Source organism: Rouxiella silvae (genome assembly GCF_002093625.1).
Lineage (GTDB): Bacteria > Pseudomonadota > Gammaproteobacteria > Enterobacterales > Enterobacteriaceae > Rouxiella > Rouxiella silvae.
This window is the reverse complement of record NZ_MRWD01000024.1, coordinates 1-20847: the sequence shown is the minus strand read 5'-3', so window position 1 is coordinate 20847 and position 20847 is coordinate 1. Positions and strand designations below refer to the sequence as shown.

Below are 20847 nucleotides of genomic sequence, written 5' to 3'. Positions count from 1 at the left end.
GACATGAAAATGGAAGAACAAGCCAAAAGTGGTTTCTGGTACGCCGAATGGTCGTTCCCGATCTTTGTCGGATTACTCTCTGCCGGTGTGTTTGCCGGTACGCACATGTACTACTTGTACGGCATTGGTGCATTCAACGAAGTGGCATTTGTTTCGATGCTGCGTTCGGGAATGGACACTGGCGTTTATGGCGCGGTAGCTGCCTTCGGTGCCAGCTTCCTGTTTGCGCGCATCATTGAAGGTTCACTGGTCGGTATTCTTGATATCGGTGGCGCCATTCAGACCGGTATTGGCCTCGGCGTACCTGCGCTGCTGCTTGGTGCGGGCATCGTTTTCCCAGTCGCTAACTTCGCGGCCTCCCTGGTGACGGGCTTGGTATTAGGGTTGGCAGTAGGTTACATCATTGTTCTGGCTCGTAAATTTACCATCAATCAGGGTAACTCTACCTACGGTGCCGACGTCATGATGGGCGCGGGTAACGCGACAGGCCGCTTCCTCGGACCTTTGATTATTCTTTCTGCCATGGCGGCATCTATTCCGATTGGTCTGGGTTCGTTGCTTGGCGCGTTGGTGTTTTACATCTGGAAAAAACCGCTGACCGGTGGCGCTATTCTTGGCGCGATGATCCTCGGTGCTATCTTCCCGATTTCGCTATAACAGATTGTTATCGATAGAGAGTTTAAGGAGACATGTCGTATGTATGATTTGATCCTCAGACAGGCAAAAAATGCAGACGGCAGCCTGACTGATATCGCCATTCTGGACGGCAAGCTGGCCGCAGTAGGTCAGCTTGCCGCAGAGGCGACCGCCACCCGAACGCTTGATCTCAAGGGCCAATATTGGGTCAGCGCAGGCTGGATCGACTCTCACGTTCACTGCTATGCAAAATCACCAATCTATTACGACGAGCCTGACCTGGTGGGCGTTGGCAGCGGGGTGACGACGGTGATTGACGCTGGCAGCACCGGCGCCAACGACGTCGATGATTTCTATCAAATCACCCGTGATGCCAAAACCAACGTCTTCGCTTTTTTGAACATTGCCCGCACCGGTATCGTGACGCAAAACGAACTGGCGGACATGAGTCAGATAGATAAAGTCGGCGTGCGTCAGGCGATGGCGAATAATCCTGACTTTATCATCGGTCTTAAAGCACGCATGAGCAGCAGCGTGGTCGGTAAAAACGGCATCAAACCGCTGTTTATTGCCAAAGAGATGCAGCAGGAAAACGGCGGTCTGCCGCTGATGGTGCACATTGGTAATAATCCACCCAATCTCGATGAAATTGCCGACGTGCTCGAGTCCGGCGACATTATCACCCACTGCTATAACGGCAAGCCTAACCGCATCCTAACCCCTGAAGGGCAGCTGCGTGAGGCAATAAAACGCGCGCTCGAGCGCGGTGTGCTGCTTGACGTTGGGCACGGCTCGGCCAGCTTTAGCTTCGCCGTGGCTGAAGTCGCGATTAAACAGGGCATCATTCCGCACACCATCAGCTCCGATATTTATTGCCGCAATCGACTGGCTGGACCGGTGCACAGCTTGGCGACGGTGATGTCCAAATTCTTTAGCGTGGGCCTTTCGCTGCCTCAGGTGATCGACTGCGTCACGCGTCACGCCGCCGATGCGCTGCGCTTGCCGTCCAAGGGGCGTCTTGACCTGGGCTGTGATGCCGATTTAACCCTATTTGATATTGAACATGCGCCGCAGGTGTTTATCGATTCGGAAGGTCTGACGGTCGAGGGTGACCGCATTCTGGTGCCGCTGGCGGCAATCGTTGCCGGTGAGCTGCTATTAACAGATGAAGGGAAGTCAAAAAATGTCTTCAATCTATGAGAAGTACGATTTAAAACAAGTCATTAATGCTTCAGGCCGCATGACTATTTTGGGTGTGTCTACCCCGCGCGCCGACGTGGCTGAGGTGGTCAATACGGGTTTAAACCATTTCTTCGAGATGAAGGATTTGGTGAATAAAACCGGTGCCTATATCGCCAAGCTGCTCAACGTTGAAAGTTCGGTTGTAGTTTCCTGCGCCTCGGCCGGTATCGCCCAGTCAGTCGCCGCTGTGATCGTCAAAGACGATGCCTGGCTGCTTGAAAATCTGCACGCCGAACCCTTGACTGTGCCAAACGAAATTGTTCTGCCGAAAGGCCACAACGTTAACTTTGGTGCGCCGGTCGCCACCATGGTGACGATGGGCGGCGGCAAAGTGAGAGAGGCGGGCTATGCCAACGAATGTTCGGCCGCACAGCTGGCCGCAGCCATCACTCCGCGTACCGCAGCCATTATGTATATCAAGTCACACCATTCGGTGCAGAAAAGTATTTTATCGGTTGCCGAAGCCGCCGACGTGGCGCGCGAACACAATATCCCGCTGATCGTCGATGCGGCGGCGGAAGAAGATTTGACCTGTTATTACGAAATGGGCGCTGACCTGGTGATTTACAGCGGTGCCAAGGCGATTGAAGGCCCGACCAGCGGACTGGTGCTGGGCAAAAAACAGTACGTTGAGTGGGTGAAATTGCAGTCTGGCGGCATCGGTCGTGCTATGAAAGTGGGCAAAGAGGGCATCCTCGGTCTGACTCAGGCGATTGAAAGCTATATTACCCAGCCCAAAACAACCGGTCAGGAAATGGTCGACAAGATGACACCGTTTATCAGCAGCCTGAACGCATTGAACGGCGTATCGGCGCAGGTGGTTTGGGACAGCGCAGGTCGTGACATCGCCCGTACTGAAATCACCTTTGACGAAGCGGTGCTTGGTTGGAAAACCAAAGCTATCGTCGATGCGATGAAAACCGGTGAAATTGCGATCTACTTCCGTGGCTATCGGGCCAACGAAGGAAAAATTGACGTCGACGTGCGCAGCGTAACCCCCTCACAGCTGGTCACCGTTGCACAGTGTTTCAAGGTTCTGTTTACCGGAGAGAAAGCATGAAGCTGACCCCGAATTTTTATCGCGACCGTGTCTGCCTTAACGTATTGGCCGGTTCTAAAGACAATGCCCGCGACATTTACGAGGCCGCAGAAGGTCACGTGCTGGTGGGCGTGTTATCAAAAAATTATGCCGATGTGGCAAGCGCCGTCGCTGACATGAAAGAGTACGCTGCGCTAATTGAAAATGCGCTTTCCGTGGGCTTGGGGGCGGGCGATCCGCGCCAGTCGCTGATGGTGAGTCAGATTTCTCAGCAGGTTCAGCCGCAGCACGTGAACCAGGTTTTCACCGGCGTAGGCACCAGCCGTGCACTGCTGGGTCAGAACGACAGCGTAGTCAATGGCCTGATTTCTCCAACGGGTAAAGTCGGCTTCGTGAAAATTTCTACCGGTCCGCTCAGCTCGACGGCCAACGACGGCATTGTGCCGGTCGACACGGCCATTGCCCTGCTGAAAGACATGGGTGGCAGCTCAGTTAAATATTTCCCAATGGGCGGTCTGAAAACGCGCGAAGAGTTTGCCTTCGTGGCCCGCGCCTGTGCCGAACAGGACTTCTGGCTCGAACCCACCGGCGGCATCGATTTAGAAAACTTCGACGCGATAATGGAAATTGCCCTCGAAGCTGGCGTCAGCAAAATCATTCCGCACATCTATAGCTCTATTATCGACAGCGCCAGCGGCAATACGCGTCCTGAGGATGTGAGAACGCTGCTGGCCAGCGTTAAGCGCCTGATCGGTTAATCTGCACTTTCAGGTTGTAAGTAGTTGTTATTTCCATTAAAAGCATAAGAGGAACTATGAGAAACTGGCTACGTATTTCAGGTTTAACCTCAGCGCTGATGGCAGTTTCTGCCATGCCGCTGTATGCAGCAGAGAAGGCAATGACAACCGAGACAGCACATTACGCTTACGTAGGTACTTACAACCCGAACGGTGAAGGAGTTTATCGCTTTAAGGTAGACGCCAAATCCGGAGCCCTCAGTGACAAAGTTCTGGTCAGCAAATTGCCAAACCAGGCGCAGATGGTGGTGGGCCACGGTGGTAAAACGCTGTACATCGGCAGTGAGGTAGATAATTACAACGGCGGCAAGCACGGCTCTGTGGCCGCTTACCATATCAATCCCGAAGACGGCAGCCTGAGTCTGATTAATCAGGTGGACTCTCAGGGGGCGGGGCCGGTGTATCTATCGTTAACGCCGAGTGGCGATCGCCTGCTGGTGGCCAACTATATCAGCGGTATTGTGGCAGCGTTTCCGATAGACGGCAGTGGCAAGCTGGGAGACGCCAGCTCGGTGCATCAGGACGAAGGTCCTGCGGGTGCGGGTAAGCCTGCCGCCGCAGCTGAGGGTAGCTTTGCCATCAGTGACCACAATGGCCCGCATGCGCACATGATTGCCACCGATCCCAGCGGTAAGTATGTATTCTCGACTGACCTCGGGCTGGACCGTATTTATCAGTGGAAGCTGAATTCGTCCAATGGTCAGCTTGAGGCCAACTCCCCGGCGTTTATCAATGCCTCATCCGCCGGTGCTGGGCCGCGTCATTTTGTGTTTCATCCCAACGGTGACGTAGTGTTCCTGGTCAATGAGGAAGCTTCGGTACTGACCAGCTATCATTTTGACAAGGCCACGGGCACCTTAACGCAGTTGCACAGCCTTTCAACACTTCCACCGAATTTCAAAGGCACTAATTTTGCCGCCGGTATTGTGTTGAGTAAAGATGGCAAGCACTTGTACGTTGCCAACCGTTTACACAACAGCATTGCGCAGATTACTGTCACCGGCAGCGGAGAAATGCGCTGGGCAGATGAGTTCTGGACGCGTGGCGATTATCCACGCACGCTGACCCTGTCAGCTGACGGCAAATTTGTTTATGCCCTGAATCAGCGCAGTGACAATATTACTCGCTTCAAGGTTGAGAGTGGCAGCGGAAAATTAATTTTTGTAGACGACTATACTGCGGTTGGCAGCCCGTCGCAGATGGTGATGGTGCCCTGAAAACAGAAGGTTTACGTGAGATTTCCTTACCAACGATTGGCAGTACTGTTTGATGCATTACAGACGGAAACGTTGCCGCAGGATGAGCTGGCAAAGCGTCTGGAAGTCTCCACGCGCACGGTGCGTGCCGATATTACTGCGCTCAATGAAATTATGCAGCAGTACGGCGCGTGCTTTGTACACAACCGCGGCAGCGGTTATCAGCTGAAAGTTGAAGATGCTGCCCTGTTTTCTATTCTGCAACAGCCCGGTAAATCGACCAACCCCACGCCGCGCACTGCGGCGGAGCGGGTTAATCGACTGCTGATCCGTTTTTTGACCTCATCATTTTCATTAAAGCTGGAAGACCTGGCCGACGAATGGTTCGTCAGCCGGGGTACACTGCAAAATGATATGCCGGAGGTGCGAGAGCATCTTGCCCGCTATCATTTAAATATTGAGACTAAGCCGCGCTATGGTATGAAGCTATTCGGCTCTGAGCTGGCGATCCGCGCCTGCCTTACCGACCTGCTGTTTCAGCTAAACAACGACGATCAAATCAGCTCCTTTCTTAAAGCCGAGAGCCTTGAGTCCGAGGCTCTACTGCCGTTGACCGATTTTATGCACCAGCTGTTGACGCAGTCGTCGATTCAACTGACCGATGAAGGTGAGCAGTATCTGATCCTTTACTGCGCGGTGGCCGTGAAGCGCATCGCCGGCGGTTATCCGTTGACCGACTTTGACGCCGAAGAGGAAGAGCCGGCGGTTAAGCAAATTTCGGTAAAACTGGCCGCCGAACTTAAAAGAATGGTCGGCAAAGAGATCCCTGCCGCCGAAGAGGCCTATCTGCGGGTAAATATTGCCGTGCGGCGGGTGCAGAGCATTTTACCTACCGACATTAATGCCGATGACGAGGAATCGCTGGTCGATTACATTCTGTCGTACATCAATGCCCACTATAATTATGATTTGCAAGGCGATAAACAGCTTCGCTCGGATCTGCTGACGCATATCAAGGCCATGATCACTCGGGTTAAATATCAGATTAATATTCCTAACCCGCTGCTTAATAATATTAAGCAGCACTATCCGATGGCCTATGATGTGACGCTGGCGGCGGTATCAAGCTGGGGGAAATACACTCCATATAGTCTGAGTGAAAATGAAATCGGCTTCTTGGTGTTGCACATTGGCGTTGGGCTAGAGCGGCACTACAACATTGGCTATCAGCGTCATCCGCAGGCGATGCTGGTGTGCGACACCGGTAATTCCACCATTCGCATGATTCAGGCGCAGATTAGCCGTAAGTTTCCACAAATTGTTATTACTCAAATAATCTCACTGCGCGATTATGAAAAGCTTCAGCACATTGATGAAGATTTTATTATCGCCAATGCCCGCGTAACCGAGCGCAATAAGCCGGTGGTGGTGCTTTCGCCTTTTCCTACCGAATATCAGATGGAACAGCTCGGTAAGCTGGTGCTAGTGGATCGCACGCGCCCGTATATGCTCGAGAAATTCTTCGATCAACGCCATTTTATGCGCCTTGATGAACCGATGACGCAGGCGCAGCTTTTCCGCAAGATTTGCTCCCAGCTTGAGGAAGAGGGGTATGTTGATGAAGAGTTTTATCCGTCGGTGGTCGAGCGTGAAGAAATTGTATCGACCATGCTCGGCGAAGGTATCGCGCTGCCGCACTCATTGGGCCTGCTGGCGAAAAAAACCGTGGTGATCACCGTGCTTTCCCCACAGGGCATTAAATGGGGTGAGGGCGAAACGGCACACGTTATTTTCCTGCTGGCGATCAGCAAGGCGGACTACGAGGAGGCGATGGCCATCTATGACCTGTTTGTCACCTTCGTGCGTGAGAGGTCAATGAGCCGACTGTTAAGCAGTCAAGACTTTGACAGTTTCAAGGCAATTGCCATTGACTGTTTAAGCAGAATTTAAAACGGTGGAAGGACAGCAGGGCAGTGATGGCTGCCCTGTGAGATGAATCAGGGAAAATCAGTCTTCGTCAAAACCTGAATTAATCAGATTGAGGACAGCAGCCAGCGCTTCGGCTTCGTCGGGACCGGTGGCTTCAATTTCTATTTCCTGACCTTTAGGAGAGTCGAGCATCAGCAGGGCGATGACGCTGCTAGCTTCTGCTTCAATTCCTGCATCGTTACGCAACATGACTTCCGATTCAAAACTTTGTACCAGCTCAAACAGTTTCATTGCCGGACGAGCGTGCATGCCCAGCCTGTTTTTTATCTCAACTTTTTGTTTTATCGACATAGCTTTTTACCGTCATCAAGAGTAACCGTCATGGTTTGCGTTTTTCTAACGTACGATGGCGTGACTGTACGTTTTTTCCACGGGAGCGGAAGTAGTCGGCCAGCTCTTCAGCCACGTAAACCGACCGGTGCTTCCCGCCAGTACACCCGATAGCGACGGTCAGATAACTGCGATTGTTGGTTTCCAGCATCGGTAACCACTGTTCGAGATAGCTGCGCGTCTGATAAATAAAGTTATGAACTTCCGTATGGCGGTCAAGGAAGGCGGCAACGGGTTTATCCAGACCGGTCATCGGGCGAAGCTTTGGATCCCAGTGCGGATTAGGTAAGAAACGTACGTCAAACACATAGTCTGCATCAATAGGAATGCCATGTTTGAATCCAAAAGACTCAAACACCATGGTCAATTCACGTTCGCGCTTGCCAAGCAGCCGTGTACGCAGCATTTCAGCCAGTTCGTGCACCGACATCTCTGAGGTATCAATAATCAGGTCGGCGCTGGAGCGCAAAGGCTCAAGCAGTTCGGCCTCTTGATCGATGGCGCTTTCAAGAGACAGATTCTTGCTAGAAAGAGGGTGTAAACGCCGCGTGTCGCTATAGCGACGGATCAGCGTGTTGCGATCGGCGTCCAGAAACAGCAACTGGGGTGAGAAGCTGTCTGGCAGCTGAGTCATGGCATGTTCGTAAACTTCAGGCGTTTCTGGCATGTTGCGCACGTCAATGCTCACTGCCGCTGAGGTATTACGCTGTGCCAGCTCCTGTGCGAGCTGGGGGAGCAGTACCACCGGCAGGTTATCAACGCAGTAAAAGCCCATATCCTCAAGCGCACGCAGGGCTACGGACTTCCCAGAACCAGAACGGCCGCTGACAATCATCAGCACCATCGTTTATCTCCCTAAAATACCCAATGTCTTCCTAACCGCAGGTGTATTATTTCTCTCGGCCACTCACGTAGGTAAGCACCGAGATATTCACCTGATCGCAGAATTGCTGCTGTTAAAAAACTATAGGGCATTGACTTAAAAGAGTAATTTTCGCGATTTACTCGTCTTCGGTAATAATCTGGAACAGCTCTTCGTCACTTTGCGCACTGCGCAGGCGACGGCATACCGCTTTATCAGCGAGCTTTTTGGCCACCAATGACAAAGTATGTAAATGGGTTTTACATTGATCGGCTGGAACCAGCAAGGCAAAAAGCAGGTCAACCGGCTGATTGTCAACCGCATCAAAAGCAATGGGCTGTTCGAGCTGAATAAACACGCCTACAGCGCGCAACGTGTCTTCTTCAAGTTTTCCATGAGGGATAGCAATCCCAGCACCAATCCCGGTACTGCCCATGCGTTCGCGGGTAAGAATGGCATCAAAAATCACCTGCGGTGCTAGGTTCAGCTGTTTAGCCGCCAGTTCGCTGATGATTTCAAGTGCGCGTTTTTTACTGGCGCAGTGAACGTTGCTTTTCGTGCATTCGGCATTTAATACCGAGGTCAGCTGCAGTGCTGTATCGTTGATCATCTCATTTTCACTTAGTCTCATCCCTTAAATACTAATCGGCTCGCAACCCTGAGAGTAACGAGCCGATAGTTGCCTATGGGATCAGTGCTGTTTCAGTTTGTCTTTATGCTTATTAAGCTGTCGTGCCAGTTTATCAACTAGGCCATCGATAGCGGCATACATATCCTGATGTTCCGAGGTGGCATGCAACTCGCCGCCGTTTACGTGCAGCGTAGCTTCCGCCACTTTCTGCACTCTTTCGACACTCAATATTACGTAAACCTGGTTAATTCGGTCAAAGTATTGCTCAAGTTTGGCAAACTTTGTATTCACAAATTCGCGCAAAGGCTCGGTGATATCTACGTGATGTCCGGTAATATTGAGTTGCATAATGTCTTCCTTCTCGGTTGAGGTCAAACCAACTGTTTGCGCTGGTTTGAGGGCGGGATTGACAAAGACTCTCGGTATTTCGCTACAGTGCGTCGTGCCACCATAATGCCTTGATCCGATAGCATAGTGGCTAACTTGCTGTCGCTCAGAGGTTTGACGGGGTTTTCCGCCGCGATTAATTTCCTGACCAGTGCGCGGATAGCCGTGGATGAAGCTTCACCGCCGGTGTCCGTACTCACGTGACTGGAGAAGAAATATTTAAGCTCGAAAATCCCTCGTGGACTGTGCAGAAACTTCTGCGTGGTCACGCGGGAGATGGTCGATTCGTGCATATCCACGGCGCTAGCGATATCTGCCAACACCATAGGTTTCATAAATTCTTCACCAAAGTCAAAGAATGCCTGCTGCTGTTCAACAATACAACGTGTGACTTTCAATAACGTGTCATTGCGGCTCTCAAGGCTTTTTATCAGCCATTTGGCCTCTTGAAGATTGCTGCGAATAAATTGCCCGTCGCTGTCATTACGCACCGAATTGCCCATCGCAGCATACTGCTGGTTGATCTTCAGGCGCGGAATACTGTCGGAATTCAGCTCTACGGTCCAGATTTTACCCACTTTACGTACCAGCACATCAGGGATCACGTACTCAGACTCACCGGTGTTGATCGACTGCCCGGGTCTAGGGTCCAGAGACTGGATAAACATCATCGCAGACTTGAGTGTATCCTCTTTTAGACGCGTTGAACGCATCAGCGCACGAAAATCGTGATTCGCGAGCAAGTCCAGATGCTCGCTGACGATCAGCCGTGCTTCCGTTAAGTGTGGCGTATCAGAGGCATATTGAGAGAGCTGTATCAGCAGACAGTCGCGCAGGTCTTTCGCCGCCACGCCGACGGGGTCGAAACGTTGAACGCGTTTGAGCACGGCTTCAACTTCGTCCATGCTGACTTCTTCATCGCCAATACTTTCAAGAATATCATCGAGCGAAATGGTCAGATAACCGGTGTCATCCACGGCGTCGACAATGGAGGTGGCAATCGCGCGGTCAGTATCGGTGAACGGGGTAAGTTCAACCTGCCACATCAGGTAATCTTGCAAGGTTTGGGTCGTTTCACCCTGATACACCGGCAGCTCATCGTCACTGTAGTCGTTACCGGTGCCTGACGGCGTGCCTGCGGTATAGATTTCATCCCAGGTTGCATCAAGCGGAAGCTCCTCGGGCATGTCTTTTTGCTCGAGAGCTTCGCGGGTATCCAGGGCTTCACTTTCGGTTGTTTCTTTCGCGTCTATTTCATCGTGCAGGTCGGATTGTTCCAACAGCGGGTTGCTTTCCAGCGCCAATTGTATTTCTTGCTGGAGTTCAAGCGTGGACAGTTGCAACAGGCGGATTGCCTGCTGTAACTGGGGTGTCATTGCCAATTGTTGGCTGAGCCTGAGTTGCAAACCTTGCTTCATATCTTGGTTCTATTTCCGTAACAACAAATAAAATAAAGCGTGCCAATTACAAACGGAAAGCTTCGCCCAGATAAACGCGTTTAACCTGTTCATCTTGCAGTATTTCTGCTGGCGTACCGTGGGCAATCAAGCGCCCTTGGCTGACAATGTAAGCGCGTTCACATACGTCCAGCGTTTCACGTACGTTGTGGTCGGTTATCAGCACGCCGAGGCCGCTGTCGCGCAGGTGTTCGATGATTTTCTTGATGTCGATGACTGAAATAGGGTCAACGCCGGCAAAGGGTTCATCGAGCAGAATGAATTTCGGATTGGCGGCCAGCGCACGGGCAATTTCCACGCGACGTCGTTCACCGCCGGAAAGTGATTGTCCGAGGTTATCGCGCAGGTGCGATATATGGAACTCTTCCATCAACTCATTGGCGCGGGCAATACGCTGATCTTTATTAAGATCGTCGCGAATTTCGAGCACGGCCATCAGATTGTTGAAAACGCTGAGGCGGCGGAAGATAGACGCTTCCTGAGGAAGATAGCCTATCCCGCGGCGCGCGCGGGTGTGTAACGGCAGTAGGCTGATATCTTCATCATCAACCACAATTCGTCCTGCATCGCGCTGAACTATACCGACCACCATGTAAAAGGTGGTGGTTTTACCCGCGCCGTTTGGCCCCAATAAGCCGACGATTTCACCTGACTTTACTGACAGACTCACGTCTTCAACGACTTTACGGCCTTTGTAGGCTTTAGCCAGGTTTTCTGCGATTAATGTAGCCATAAGTTATCAGTTACTCTTTTTCTGACCTGCTGCAGCAGGGGTCTTTTGCTGTAGCTGAGAAGGAACCAGCACGGTGGTCACACGTTTGCCCTTGTCGCTGAAGGCCTGCATCTGCTGCTGTTGCACCAGATAGGTAATGCGATCGCCCTGCACGTTGCTGTCGAGCTGCTCAAGGTAGGCATCGCCGGTCAGCGTAATTAAGTCTTTGTCGACTTCATAGCGTACTTTCAATGCGTGGCCTTTAATAGGCTTGCCGTTATCCTGCATCTGGAAAAATGTTACAGGATTACCGAAGCCTTCCACGACTTCTTTACCCGATTGCCCGTTGGGACGAACGATGGTCGCGCGGTCGGCATGAACCAGAATACTGCCCTGTTTCACGACAACGTTCCCTGTCAGGGTTACGGTGTTGCTATTGATATCAACCGCTTGATTGTCAGAGGTGATCGTCATTGGTTGAGAGGTGTCAGTTTTCAATGCCAGCGCCGGAATACTTACCGCTAACAGCGAGGTCGTGATCAATAGGTTACGGATTTTGTTTTTGGTTTTGAATTTCATAATTTGTATTTACCTTTTCGATCAGCTGTGCGGTTTTATTTCTCAAGTTACCACGCATTTTCATGCCGTTAGAGGTAAAACCGGTACCATAAATAAAGACTTCGTCGTCTGACGCTACGTCCTGTGTGACCAGGTTAACCTGGGCATTGTCTGTTTTTATTCTTTGCAACTGTGACGTTGCCGGCGTCAGGCTATCAACCTGCACATGACCATAAAGATACAGCATTTTATCATTGGTCAACTTGGCGCGATCGGCTCGAAGGGTCCAGGTCGCAACGGCATTCTGGTCATACATGGTCACCACTGGATTTGTGAACCAAGTTAACAAGTCAGTGGTGTAATATTTGACCTCGTCAGAGACCAACCGGTAGTTCAGCTTGCCAGTGGGGTCATAAACTACGGTTACCGTATGCTGGCTCTGATACGTAGGATCCTGATTATTAACGGCAACCTCAGGCGTCTTGTCGGTGCTATCCGACAATGTCCAGCCCACAAGCACCAGTACCAGCAGGCCCAGTGCCAAGGTTATCCAAAGCTTTATTTTGCTCATATCGACAGCCCTTTGGCGTCCTCCAGCTTGCCCTGCGCCAGTAAAATAAGGTCGCATAATTCGCGTACTGCGCCACGTCCACCGGCTATGCGCGTCACATAATGTGCCTTGGGTAGCAAAATAGGGTGTGCATCGTTTACCGCGACCGAGAGTCCTACTTTCTCCATGACTGGCCAGTCTATCAAGTCATCACCGATATAGGCGACCTGCTCGGGTTGCAGTGACAGTGTATCTAACAGTTCGCGGAAGGCCAAAAGCTTATCTGACTGGCCCTGATAAAGATGGCGAATGCCCAGAGTTTTGGCACGATCTTCCAATAATTTGGCCTTGCGCCCAGTAATAATCGCGACGTCGATATCGGAGGTAATCAGGCAGCGGATGCCATAACCGTCCCGAACGTTAAAGCTTTTCAACTCTTCGCCGTTATTTCCCATGAAAATCAAGCCATCAGACATTACGCCGTCAACGTCGCAAATCAGCAGGCGGACAGCTTTGGCTCGTTCAAGCACTTCTGCGCTAACGGGACCATAACAGGTATCCACATTGGCTGCGCTATTACTCATTCGGGCAATTCCTTAATGTTTTATCGCCATTTAAACTTTTACTCACGCTGCGCGTTTACCCGTTAAACAAGGTTCAAACCACGCCGGCTCTCAACATGTCATGCATATGTACCACACCCAGCAACTGGTCGCCATCGGCAACCATCACGCAGGTAATGTGTTTGTCCTGCATCAAATTGAGGGCATCAACTGCCAACAGTGTGGGGCGCACCCGAATGCCGCCGGTGGTCATGACATCGGTAATTTTGGCCTCGTTGACGTTGACACCCATATCGAAGATTCGACGTAAATCACCGTCAGTAAAGATCCCTTCGATTTTCATCAGATCATCGGTAATCACCGTCATACCGAGGTTTTTTCGGGTAATTTCCAGCAACGCATCGCGCAGAGAAGCATCTCGGCTAACCTGCGGGATTTCGGTGCCAGTGTGCATGATATCGCTCACGCGCAGGAGAAGCTTGCGACCCAGTGCGCCGCCAGGGTGAGACAAGGCAAAATCTTCTGCCGTAAATCCGCGCGCTTCGAGCAGGGCAACGGCCAAGGCATCGCCCATGACCATGACCGCCGTGGTGCTGGTGGTAGGCGCCAGTCCTAACGGACAGGCTTCCTGCGGAACTTTGACACAGATATGCACGTTTGCCGCTTTGCCCATCGAGCTTTCCGGATTGGCAGTCAGGCAGATCAGGCGGATATCCAGGCGCTTCAATACCGGGATAAGCGCCAGTATCTCATGAGATTCGCCAGAATTTGAAATCAGGATCACGACGTCCTGCTTTGATACCATACCCAGATCGCCGTGGCTGGCTTCGCCGGGGTGCACAAAAAAGGCCGGCGTGCCGGTGCTGGCAAACGTTGCCGCCATTTTACGCCCAACGTGCCCTGATTTGCCCATACCCATAACAACAATCTTGCCGCTACAGTGGAACATCATTTCACAGGCGCGACTAAAGTCGTCATTAATGTATTGATCCAGCTGTTCCAGGCCTTCTCTTTCGGTTAACAGCACCTGTTTGCCGACGTCGATAAAGTTAAATGTCTTGTAATCAAATGGTGTCATCGTCAATTCCTGTGACTTGCTCTGAATTGCGCAATATTTAAACGGACCTTACCTATTGAAGAAGGTAATGCTGTCCGGAACGAAGAAAAGCACGCCCAGATAAGCGATAAATCCGCACAATAAAAGCGCGCCTGCCAGGTGGCCAATTCGGTGTTTACGCATCAGGCAAAGGCCTGTCAGTATTACGCTGACCACCAGCATGACCCAGTAGTCCCGGTGAAACGCATCGGGATTGAAATGGCCCGGAGCCACCAGCGCGGGCAGGCCGAGAACCAGGCACATATTAAAAATGTTTGCGCCAATGATATTGCCTAGGGCAATGTCGTCTTCACCTTTAAGTGCACCGGCAATAAAAGTCGCCAGCTCAGGTAAACTGGTGCCGATAGCGACCACAGTCAGCCCAATCACCAGCTCGCTCACGCCGAAAAAACGGGCCATTACTGAAGCATTGTCGACAATCATGTTTGAAGCCAGCGGCATGATAATAAACCCCAGCGCCAGCCACAAAAATGCTACTGTGTTGCTTCCGTCCTGAGGTAATTCAGCCATTTGCTCGCGGGTCAGTGTATCTTGCCCGACGTGCTGCGACATCTTGGCGATTTTTACCATCAGCATTAAAAATATCGCCGCGGCGGCTATCAATATGACACCGTCCAACCGACTTAACTCACTGTCGCTCAGTAAAAAACCGCAAAGCACTGTCACTATTAACATTAACGGCAGTTCACGGCGTAAGATATCAGAACGTACGGAAAGTGGATGAATCAGCGCAGCGCCGCCTAGAATCAGAAGAATATTCGTGATATTCGAACCAATTACGTTGCCGACGGCCAAATCCATCTGACCGTTCAGTGCTGCGGTTGTTGATACCACCAGCTCGGGCAGGGAAATTCCTACACCTACGACGGTCATACCAATGATAAGAGGGGGAATACCTATTGAGCTTGCCAGGACCGAAGCTCCGTACACCAAACGATCGGCGGCATAAACTAACAGAAACAGGCCGACAATCATTAGTACGATAGCGAGAAGCATGAAAAATCCTTTAATGGGTATAATGCAATGTTCGTAAGTCTGGCAAGGAACCAAAATGAGTTCGATCAATCTGACATCAGGCAAAGGGCCTGAGCAGCGTTGAATAGGGTTCCATAATAGCGTTTACCTTGGCTTCTGACTTGGTGTTTTGACACTTTTACTGCTCAGGAACAACTAACCTTAAGCCGTTGTCTGATTTTGACCGTACGTGAACTAAAAGTAAATCAAAGGCAACTTTGGTAAAGCAATCGCGGTAAGTTTTTGTAAAATGTCGGGTGTTAGCATCGCCGTTTAGGCCAAAGTTATAAAGCGGGTTCTACCATAAGAGGTGTCTTGTGTTGCGTTCGCCTAGGGGAAGAGACAAATGAGTCAGAGCGAAGCGAATCTGGTCGAGATCAAAGGCATGAGTTTCATGCGTGGCGATCGTCCCATTTTCGAAGAGATAAACATGACCGTACCGAAAGGCAAAGTGACCGCTATCATGGGGCCTTCGGGTATCGGTAAAACAACCTTGCTTCGACTGATCGGCGGACAACTTGCGCCGGACAGCGGCGAAATCTGGTTTGATGGTGACAACATACCTACGCTGTCTCGCCGCAAACTGTACGAAGCACGCAAAAAAATGAGCATGTTGTTCCAGTCTGGGGCACTGTTTACCGACCTAACCGTCTTTGAAAACGTGGCATTTCCGCTGCGCGAGCACAGTAAGCTGCCGGAAGAACTACTGCGTACGACGGTGATGATGAAACTCGAGGCGGTAGGCCTGCGCGGCGCGGCTGAGCTGATGCCTGCTGAACTGTCTGGCGGCATGGCGCGTCGCGTTGCGTTGGCGCGTTCTATTGCGCTTGACCCGGAACTCATCATGTTCGATGAACCTTTCGTCGGTCAGGACCCTATTACGATGGGGGTGCTGGTCAAGCTCATTGACGAACTAAACCATGCTCTCGGCGTCACCTGCATTGTCGTTTCTCACGATGTGCCTGAGGTTCTGAGCATTGCTGACTATGCTTATATTGTTGCCGCTCAGCACGTTATTGCTGAAGGAACCACTGAGGAATTGCATAATAATCCAGACCCGCGCGTTCGCCAGTTTCTCGACGGTATCGCCGATGGACCGGTGCCTTTCCGTTTCCCGGCTGGTGATTATAAAACCGAGCTGCTTGGATGATGGAGTAGTAAATCAATGTTAATTAGGGCGTTAGCGTCATTGGGCCGCAGCGGAATACAGACCTGTGCGTCATTCGGACGGGCAGGGCAACTGCTTTTCCGCGCACTGGTAGGAAAGCCGCAGTTTGCCAAGCAATGGCCGTTATTAATAAAACAGCTTTACAGCGTTGGGGTATTGTCGCTGCTGATTATCGTCGTCTCCGGCCTGTTTATCGGCATGGTGCTCGGACTGCAAGGTTATCTGATATTAACCACCTACAGCGCCGAGGCCAGTCTGGGCATGATGGTGGCGCTGTCCCTGCTGCGTGAACTTGGGCCGGTCGTGACCGCTCTGCTGTTTGCCGGTCGTGCTGGTTCTGCTTTAACCGCAGAAATTGGGTTGATGAAGGCCACCGAGCAAATTTCAAGTCTTGAAATGATGGCCATCGATCCCCTGCGTCGTGTGGTAGCGCCGCGTTTCTGGGCTGGCCTTATCAGTATGCCTCTGCTGACGATAATATTCGTCGCCGTGGGCATCTGGGGCGGTTCGCTGGTGGGCGTTGATTGGAAAGGCATCGACAGCGGCTTTTTCTGGTCGGCGATGCAAGGTGCCATAGATTGGCGTAAAGACTTGCTCAACTGCCTGATTAAAAGCGTTGTTTTTGCCATAACCGTAACCTGGATAGCGCTATTCAATGGTTACGATGCAATCCCTACCTCTGAAGGGATTAGCCGGGCTACGACCCGTACCGTGGTGCACTCGTCACTGGCGGTGCTGGGATTGGATTTTGTGCTGACAGCACTGATGTTTGGGAATTGAGCCATGCAAAACAAAAAGAGTGAAGTCTGGGTTGGGGCATTCATGCTCATCGCACTGTGCGCGGTGCTATTTATCTGTCTGAAAGTGGCCGATATTCGCTCGTTCGGTTCCGATCCGACTTACCGTATTTATGCCGATTTCGACAATATTGGCGGGTTGAAAACGGGTTCACCGGTTAAAGTGGGCGGGGTGGTGATTGGTCGTGTCAACAACATCACGCTGGATAAAAACCTTTCGCCACGTGTGGCGATGGATATCGACCAAAAATACAACCAGATCCCGGACACCAGTTCGCTGGCTATTCGCACCTCGGGTTTGCTTGGGGAGCAGTTCCTGGCGCTGAATATCGGTTTCCAGGACCCTGATATGGGGACCACCATTTTGAAAAATGACGGCACCATTCAGGACACGAAATCGGCTATGGTTCTGGAAGATTTGATAGGCCAGTTCCTTTACAAAAGCGGCGATAAAGATGACGCTGCAAAATCGGGTGATGCCAAAGCAACGCCGGATGACTCGAGCGCACCTGCTCCAGCTTCTCCAACTGCATCCGCGCCTGCGGCACAAGGTAATTAAGAGGAATAGTTATGTTTAAACGTTTAATGGTGGTTGCTTTACTGATGATTGCACCACTGGCGGCCAACGCCGCCGCTGCGGTTGATAAAACCAATCCTTACAGCGTGATGAATGCTGCGGCCGACGCAACCTTCTCGCGTCTGAAAGCCGAACAGCCTAAAATCAAGCAGGATCCAAATTATCTGCGCACTGTGGTTCGCGAAGAGCTGCTGCCTTTCGTGCAGGTTAAATACGCGGGGGCTTTGGTACTAGGCCGCTATTACAACTCCGCCACACCGGCGCAGCGCGATGCCTACTTCAGCGCGTTCAGTGATTACCTGCAACAGGCCTACGGTCAAGCACTGGCAATGTACACCAATCAGTCCTACCAGGTTCAACCGGCCCAGCCTGTTCCTGCCGGTACCGATATTATTGCTATCCGCGTGACCATTACCGATCCCGGCGGTCGTCCTCCTATTCGCCTTGATTTCCAATGGCGTAAAAATAGCCGTACGGGTGAGTGGCAGGCGTATGACATGATTGCTGAAGGCGTGAGCATGATCACCACCAAGCAAAATGAGTGGGCAGACATTCTGCGCCAGAAAGGCATTGACGGCCTGACTGCGCGTCTGAAATCTGCAGCGGCTCAGCCAATTACTCTTCAGCAGAACAATAAATGAGTAGCGGACTGCACTTTGAATCATTGCAGCAATGCCTGATCCTCAGTGGCTGCCTTGACCGTGAAACGCTGCTTCCGCTATGGGAGCAGCGTGCAAGCCTGCTTAAGGGCGTGACCTGCGTAGACGTCGCACAATTGGAGCGCGTTGACTCATCTGGGTTGGCGCTTCTGGTGCATCTGCGCGATTACGCCGGCAAGCACGGCGTTGATTTAAAGATTTCAGGTATCACCGATCGTTTGAGCACCTTGGTGACGCTGTACAATTTGCAGGGAATAATTCCTCTCGATTAGGATGGATAGCACAGGCCTAAGAAGAAAAATTCTGCGATAAATCAATATTCAATACAGGGCCCCTGTCTGAAACTCTCATACAGGGGCTTTTTGATGGTTTAAGAGTTGGTCGGATCTCTATAATATGTTCGGCTATTACTCCCCATACGATTAAACGGGTTATATGGAAACTAACGAAATTAAAGACGTGCTGATGGGCGCATTGGCACTTGATGAAGCACACGTTACCGGCGATGGCAGTCATTTTCAGGCCGTGGTGGTAGGTGCAATGTTTGACGGCATGAGCCGCGTAAAGAAACAGCAAACCGTTTATGCACCACTGATGGAATACATTGCTGACAACCGCATCCACGCGCTCTCTATCAAGGCTTATACCCCGGAAGAATGGCAGCGCGATCGCAAGCTCAACGGTTTTTAAGGGTGACGGGCAAGCGCGTAGCTGCCGGCCATTTTGTTATACCTAAAGTAATTTGATAACAGATAAGAGAGCAATAATGGATAAGTTTCGTGTACAGGGCGGCACCCGCCTCAGTGGAGAAGTCACGATTTCAGGTGCGAAGAATGCCGCACTGCCTATTTTGTTCGCCGCACTGCTCGCCGAAGAACCGGTAGAACTGCAAAACGTTCCGCATTTGAAAGACATTGATACCACCATCAAACTCCTGAGCCAGCTGGGTACTAAAATCGAGCGCAATGGTTCGGTGTGGGTTGATGCGAGCGGCGTAAATGAGTTCCGTGCGCCTTACGACCTGGTGAAAACCATGCGTGCTTCTATCTGGGCACTCGGCCCGTTGGTTGCCCGTTTTGGCCGTGGTGAAGTTTCTTTGCCTGGCGGCTGTGCCATCGGCGCACGTCCGGTCGACTTGCACATTACCGGCCTTGAGCAGCTCGGCGCGAAAATCGTGCTGGAAGAAGGCTACGTTAAAGCCACCGTTGATGGACGCCTGAAGGGCGCGCACATCGTCATGGACAAAGTGAGCGTTGGCGCGACGGTGACCATCATGAGTGCCGCGACGTTGGCCGAAGGCACTACCGTTATCGAAAATGCCGCACGTGAGCCAGAAATTGCTGACACCGCCGTTTTCCTTAACGCAATTGGCGCCAAGATCACCGGCGCAGGCACTGATAGAATCACCATCGAAGGCGTTAAACGTCTCGGCGGCGGGGTACACCGGGTGGTGCCAGACCGCATCGAGACCGGCACCTTCTTGGTGGCCGCGGCGATTTCAGGCGGCAAAGTCGTGTGCCGTGAAACGCGTCCCGATACGCTGGATGCCGTATTGGCAAAACTGCGCGAAGCGGGTGCGGATATTGAGACCGGTGAAGACTGGATTAGCTTGGATATGCACGGTAAACGCGCGAAAGCCGTTACGCTGCGCACCGCTCCGCATCCAGGGTTCCCGACCGATATGCAAGCTCAGTTCAGCCTGTTGAACCTGGTGGCCGAAGGTACGGGTGTTATCACCGAAACCATTTTCGAAAACCGTTTCATGCACGTGCCAGAACTGATCCGCATGGGCGCACACGCTGAAATCGAAAGTCATACCCTTATCTGCCACGGCGTTGAAAAACTGTCGGGTGCACAGGTCATGGCCACCGATCTGCGCGCATCGGCAAGCCTGGTGCTGGCCGGTTGTATCGCAGAAGGCGTAACCATCGTTGACCGCATTTATCACATTGATCGCGGCTACGAGCGTATCGAAGATAAACTGCGTCTACTGGGCGCTAAAATCGAAAGAGTGAGCGGCGCAGAGTAATGCGCAAGGTTCATCGCTGAACTGATTGTTGAAGTTCGACGAAAAATAAAAAAGCCGGAAGGGGTAACCTTTCCGGCTTTTTTATTCACGATTTTTATCGATGTAAAATTCACTATCCAATAAATTATTATCTAATGGCCGATTTTTAAAGAATATTTTAATATTAATTTAATTCATCAAAAAAAATGGCATGCGATTCATGCCATTGCCAAAAGCTCAAGGCTAAAGTTACTACTTTGCACCTGTTAGTCGGTACTATTTATCCCTGGTGGAGGGAGGTGTGTGTCATTTTTTAACGTTATTATATGCTGAACCCTTGAAGCGATAAATATTATAGCGTAATAATTACGGTGTAGGTAATTATTTTCATGAGGGTGAGATAAACGATGTGTTTATAGTGTGTTGAATGGCTTTTTGATGCGCGATTATTAAAATAAATTAAATTTAGCATGCTGTTATTGACAATAAAGAGGCATTAATCGCTTGGTATTATCTAAGTGATTATATTTTTCTTTTGATATTTGGAGAGTATGTATT

The 20847-nt window shown here is 51.2% G+C and carries 24 protein-coding genes; 13 read left to right on the top strand and 11 right to left on the bottom strand.

Translation table 11 applies throughout. The annotated features are described in order from the left end of the window. Positions 1-9: 9 nt before the first annotated feature. Genes BS639_RS11460 through BS639_RS11435 form a run of 6 tightly spaced genes read left to right on the top strand, consistent with a single transcriptional unit; the run spans position 10 to position 6860 of the window. Positions 10-657 carry a DUF4310 family protein gene (locus BS639_RS11460; protein ID WP_055774358.1) on the top strand — a complete coding sequence of 216 codons (648 nt, stop codon included), beginning with the start codon at positions 10-12 and terminating at the stop codon, positions 655-657. 39 nt (positions 658-696) lie between these two features. Next, positions 697-1836 (top strand): amidohydrolase/deacetylase family metallohydrolase, encoded by a 1140-nt coding sequence (locus BS639_RS11455; protein ID WP_084983135.1) that lies wholly within the window; start codon positions 697-699, stop codon positions 1834-1836. Further along, positions 1820-2938 (top strand): DgaE family pyridoxal phosphate-dependent ammonia lyase, encoded by a 1119-nt coding sequence (locus BS639_RS11450; protein ID WP_055774363.1) that lies wholly within the window; start codon positions 1820-1822, stop codon positions 2936-2938. Before BS639_RS11455 ends, BS639_RS11450 begins: the two co-directional genes overlap by 17 nt. Next, a complete protein-coding gene (dagF, locus tag BS639_RS11445; protein ID WP_055774366.1) occupies positions 2935-3675 on the top strand; it encodes a 2-dehydro-3-deoxy-phosphogluconate aldolase in 741 nt (246 codons plus the stop codon). Before BS639_RS11450 ends, dagF begins: the two co-directional genes overlap by 4 nt. Before the next feature lie 56 nt (positions 3676-3731). Continuing rightward, positions 3732-4931, top strand: a complete 1200-nt coding sequence (locus BS639_RS11440) for a lactonase family protein (RefSeq protein ID WP_084983134.1) — start codon at positions 3732-3734, stop codon at positions 4929-4931. 15 nt (positions 4932-4946) lie between these two features. Beyond that, complete coding sequence (locus BS639_RS11435; RefSeq protein WP_084983133.1) at positions 4947-6860, top strand: BglG family transcription antiterminator; 1914 nt, start codon at positions 4947-4949, stop codon at positions 6858-6860. 57 nt (positions 6861-6917) lie between these two features. Here the strand turns inward: BS639_RS11435 and npr are convergent, their stop codons facing one another. The 11 genes from npr to BS639_RS11380 all read right to left on the bottom strand — a co-directional run bounded on the left by npr (position 6918) and on the right by BS639_RS11380 (position 15062). Then, a complete protein-coding gene (npr, locus tag BS639_RS11430; protein ID WP_055774383.1) occupies positions 6918-7190 on the bottom strand; it encodes a PTS phosphocarrier protein NPr in 273 nt (90 codons plus the stop codon). A 28-nt stretch (positions 7191-7218) separates the two neighbouring features. Continuing rightward, positions 7219-8073: an RNase adapter RapZ gene (gene rapZ / locus BS639_RS11425; RefSeq protein ID WP_055774386.1), complete on the bottom strand. Its 855-nt coding sequence runs from the start codon at positions 8071-8073 to the stop codon at positions 7219-7221. A gap of 157 nt (positions 8074-8230) precedes the next feature. Beyond that, positions 8231-8701: a PTS IIA-like nitrogen regulatory protein PtsN gene (ptsN, locus tag BS639_RS11420; protein ID WP_055774390.1), complete on the bottom strand. Its 471-nt coding sequence runs from the start codon at positions 8699-8701 to the stop codon at positions 8231-8233. An 81-nt stretch (positions 8702-8782) separates the two neighbouring features. Then, positions 8783-9070 carry a ribosome hibernation promoting factor gene (hpf, locus tag BS639_RS11415; RefSeq protein ID WP_055774394.1) on the bottom strand — a complete coding sequence of 96 codons (288 nt, stop codon included), beginning with the start codon at positions 9068-9070 and terminating at the stop codon, positions 8783-8785. A gap of 23 nt (positions 9071-9093) precedes the next feature. Further along, positions 9094-10527, bottom strand: a complete 1434-nt coding sequence (gene rpoN / locus BS639_RS11410; RefSeq protein ID WP_055774397.1) for an RNA polymerase factor sigma-54 — start codon at positions 10525-10527, stop codon at positions 9094-9096. Between the two features lie 46 nt (positions 10528-10573). After that, positions 10574-11299, bottom strand: a complete 726-nt coding sequence (gene lptB, locus BS639_RS11405; protein WP_055774400.1) for an LPS export ABC transporter ATP-binding protein — start codon at positions 11297-11299, stop codon at positions 10574-10576. Between the two features lie 6 nt (positions 11300-11305). Then, entirely contained in the window at positions 11306-11857 is a 552-nt protein-coding gene (lptA, locus tag BS639_RS11400) for a lipopolysaccharide ABC transporter substrate-binding protein LptA (protein ID WP_055774402.1), read from the bottom strand. Further along, positions 11826-12407 carry an LPS export ABC transporter periplasmic protein LptC gene (lptC, locus tag BS639_RS11395; protein ID WP_055774404.1) on the bottom strand — a complete coding sequence of 194 codons (582 nt, stop codon included), beginning with the start codon at positions 12405-12407 and terminating at the stop codon, positions 11826-11828. The genes lptA and lptC overlap by 32 nt, the downstream gene beginning before the upstream one ends. After that, a complete protein-coding gene (gene kdsC, locus BS639_RS11390) occupies positions 12404-12970 on the bottom strand; it encodes a 3-deoxy-manno-octulosonate-8-phosphatase KdsC (protein ID WP_055774408.1) in 567 nt (188 codons plus the stop codon). The genes lptC and kdsC overlap by 4 nt, the downstream gene beginning before the upstream one ends. Before the next feature lie 73 nt (positions 12971-13043). Beyond that, positions 13044-14027 (bottom strand): arabinose-5-phosphate isomerase KdsD, encoded by a 984-nt coding sequence (gene kdsD, locus BS639_RS11385; protein WP_084983132.1) that lies wholly within the window; start codon positions 14025-14027, stop codon positions 13044-13046. 48 nt (positions 14028-14075) lie between these two features. Further along, positions 14076-15062 carry a calcium/sodium antiporter gene (locus BS639_RS11380; RefSeq protein WP_055774413.1) on the bottom strand — a complete coding sequence of 329 codons (987 nt, stop codon included), beginning with the start codon at positions 15060-15062 and terminating at the stop codon, positions 14076-14078. A 364-nt stretch (positions 15063-15426) separates the two neighbouring features. Here BS639_RS11380 and mlaF point away from each other — a divergent pair, with 364 nt between their 5' ends. The 7 genes from mlaF (at position 15427) to murA (ending at position 20310) form a co-directional block, all read left to right on the top strand. Next, entirely contained in the window at positions 15427-16230 is an 804-nt protein-coding gene (gene mlaF / locus BS639_RS11375) for a phospholipid ABC transporter ATP-binding protein MlaF (protein ID WP_055774415.1), read from the top strand. Between the two features lie 15 nt (positions 16231-16245). Then, positions 16246-17028: a lipid asymmetry maintenance ABC transporter permease subunit MlaE gene (mlaE, locus tag BS639_RS11370; protein WP_055774419.1), complete on the top strand. Its 783-nt coding sequence runs from the start codon at positions 16246-16248 to the stop codon at positions 17026-17028. A 3-nt stretch (positions 17029-17031) separates the two neighbouring features. Continuing rightward, on the top strand, positions 17032-17604 hold the full coding sequence (gene mlaD, locus BS639_RS11365; RefSeq protein WP_055774422.1) for an outer membrane lipid asymmetry maintenance protein MlaD: 573 nt from the start codon (positions 17032-17034) through the stop codon (positions 17602-17604). Positions 17605-17615: 11 nt separating this feature from the next. Beyond that, positions 17616-18263: a phospholipid-binding protein MlaC gene (mlaC, locus tag BS639_RS11360; RefSeq protein ID WP_055774425.1), complete on the top strand. Its 648-nt coding sequence runs from the start codon at positions 17616-17618 to the stop codon at positions 18261-18263. Continuing rightward, positions 18260-18553, top strand: a complete 294-nt coding sequence (gene mlaB, locus BS639_RS11355) for a lipid asymmetry maintenance protein MlaB (RefSeq protein ID WP_055774429.1) — start codon at positions 18260-18262, stop codon at positions 18551-18553. Before mlaC ends, mlaB begins: the two co-directional genes overlap by 4 nt. A 163-nt stretch (positions 18554-18716) precedes the next feature. Then, positions 18717-18971, top strand: a complete 255-nt coding sequence (gene ibaG / locus BS639_RS11350; protein ID WP_055774434.1) for a BolA family iron metabolism protein IbaG — start codon at positions 18717-18719, stop codon at positions 18969-18971. 76 nt (positions 18972-19047) lie between these two features. Continuing rightward, positions 19048-20310: a UDP-N-acetylglucosamine 1-carboxyvinyltransferase gene (gene murA / locus BS639_RS11345; protein ID WP_055774437.1), complete on the top strand. Its 1263-nt coding sequence runs from the start codon at positions 19048-19050 to the stop codon at positions 20308-20310. Positions 20311-20847: the final 537 nt, after the last annotated feature.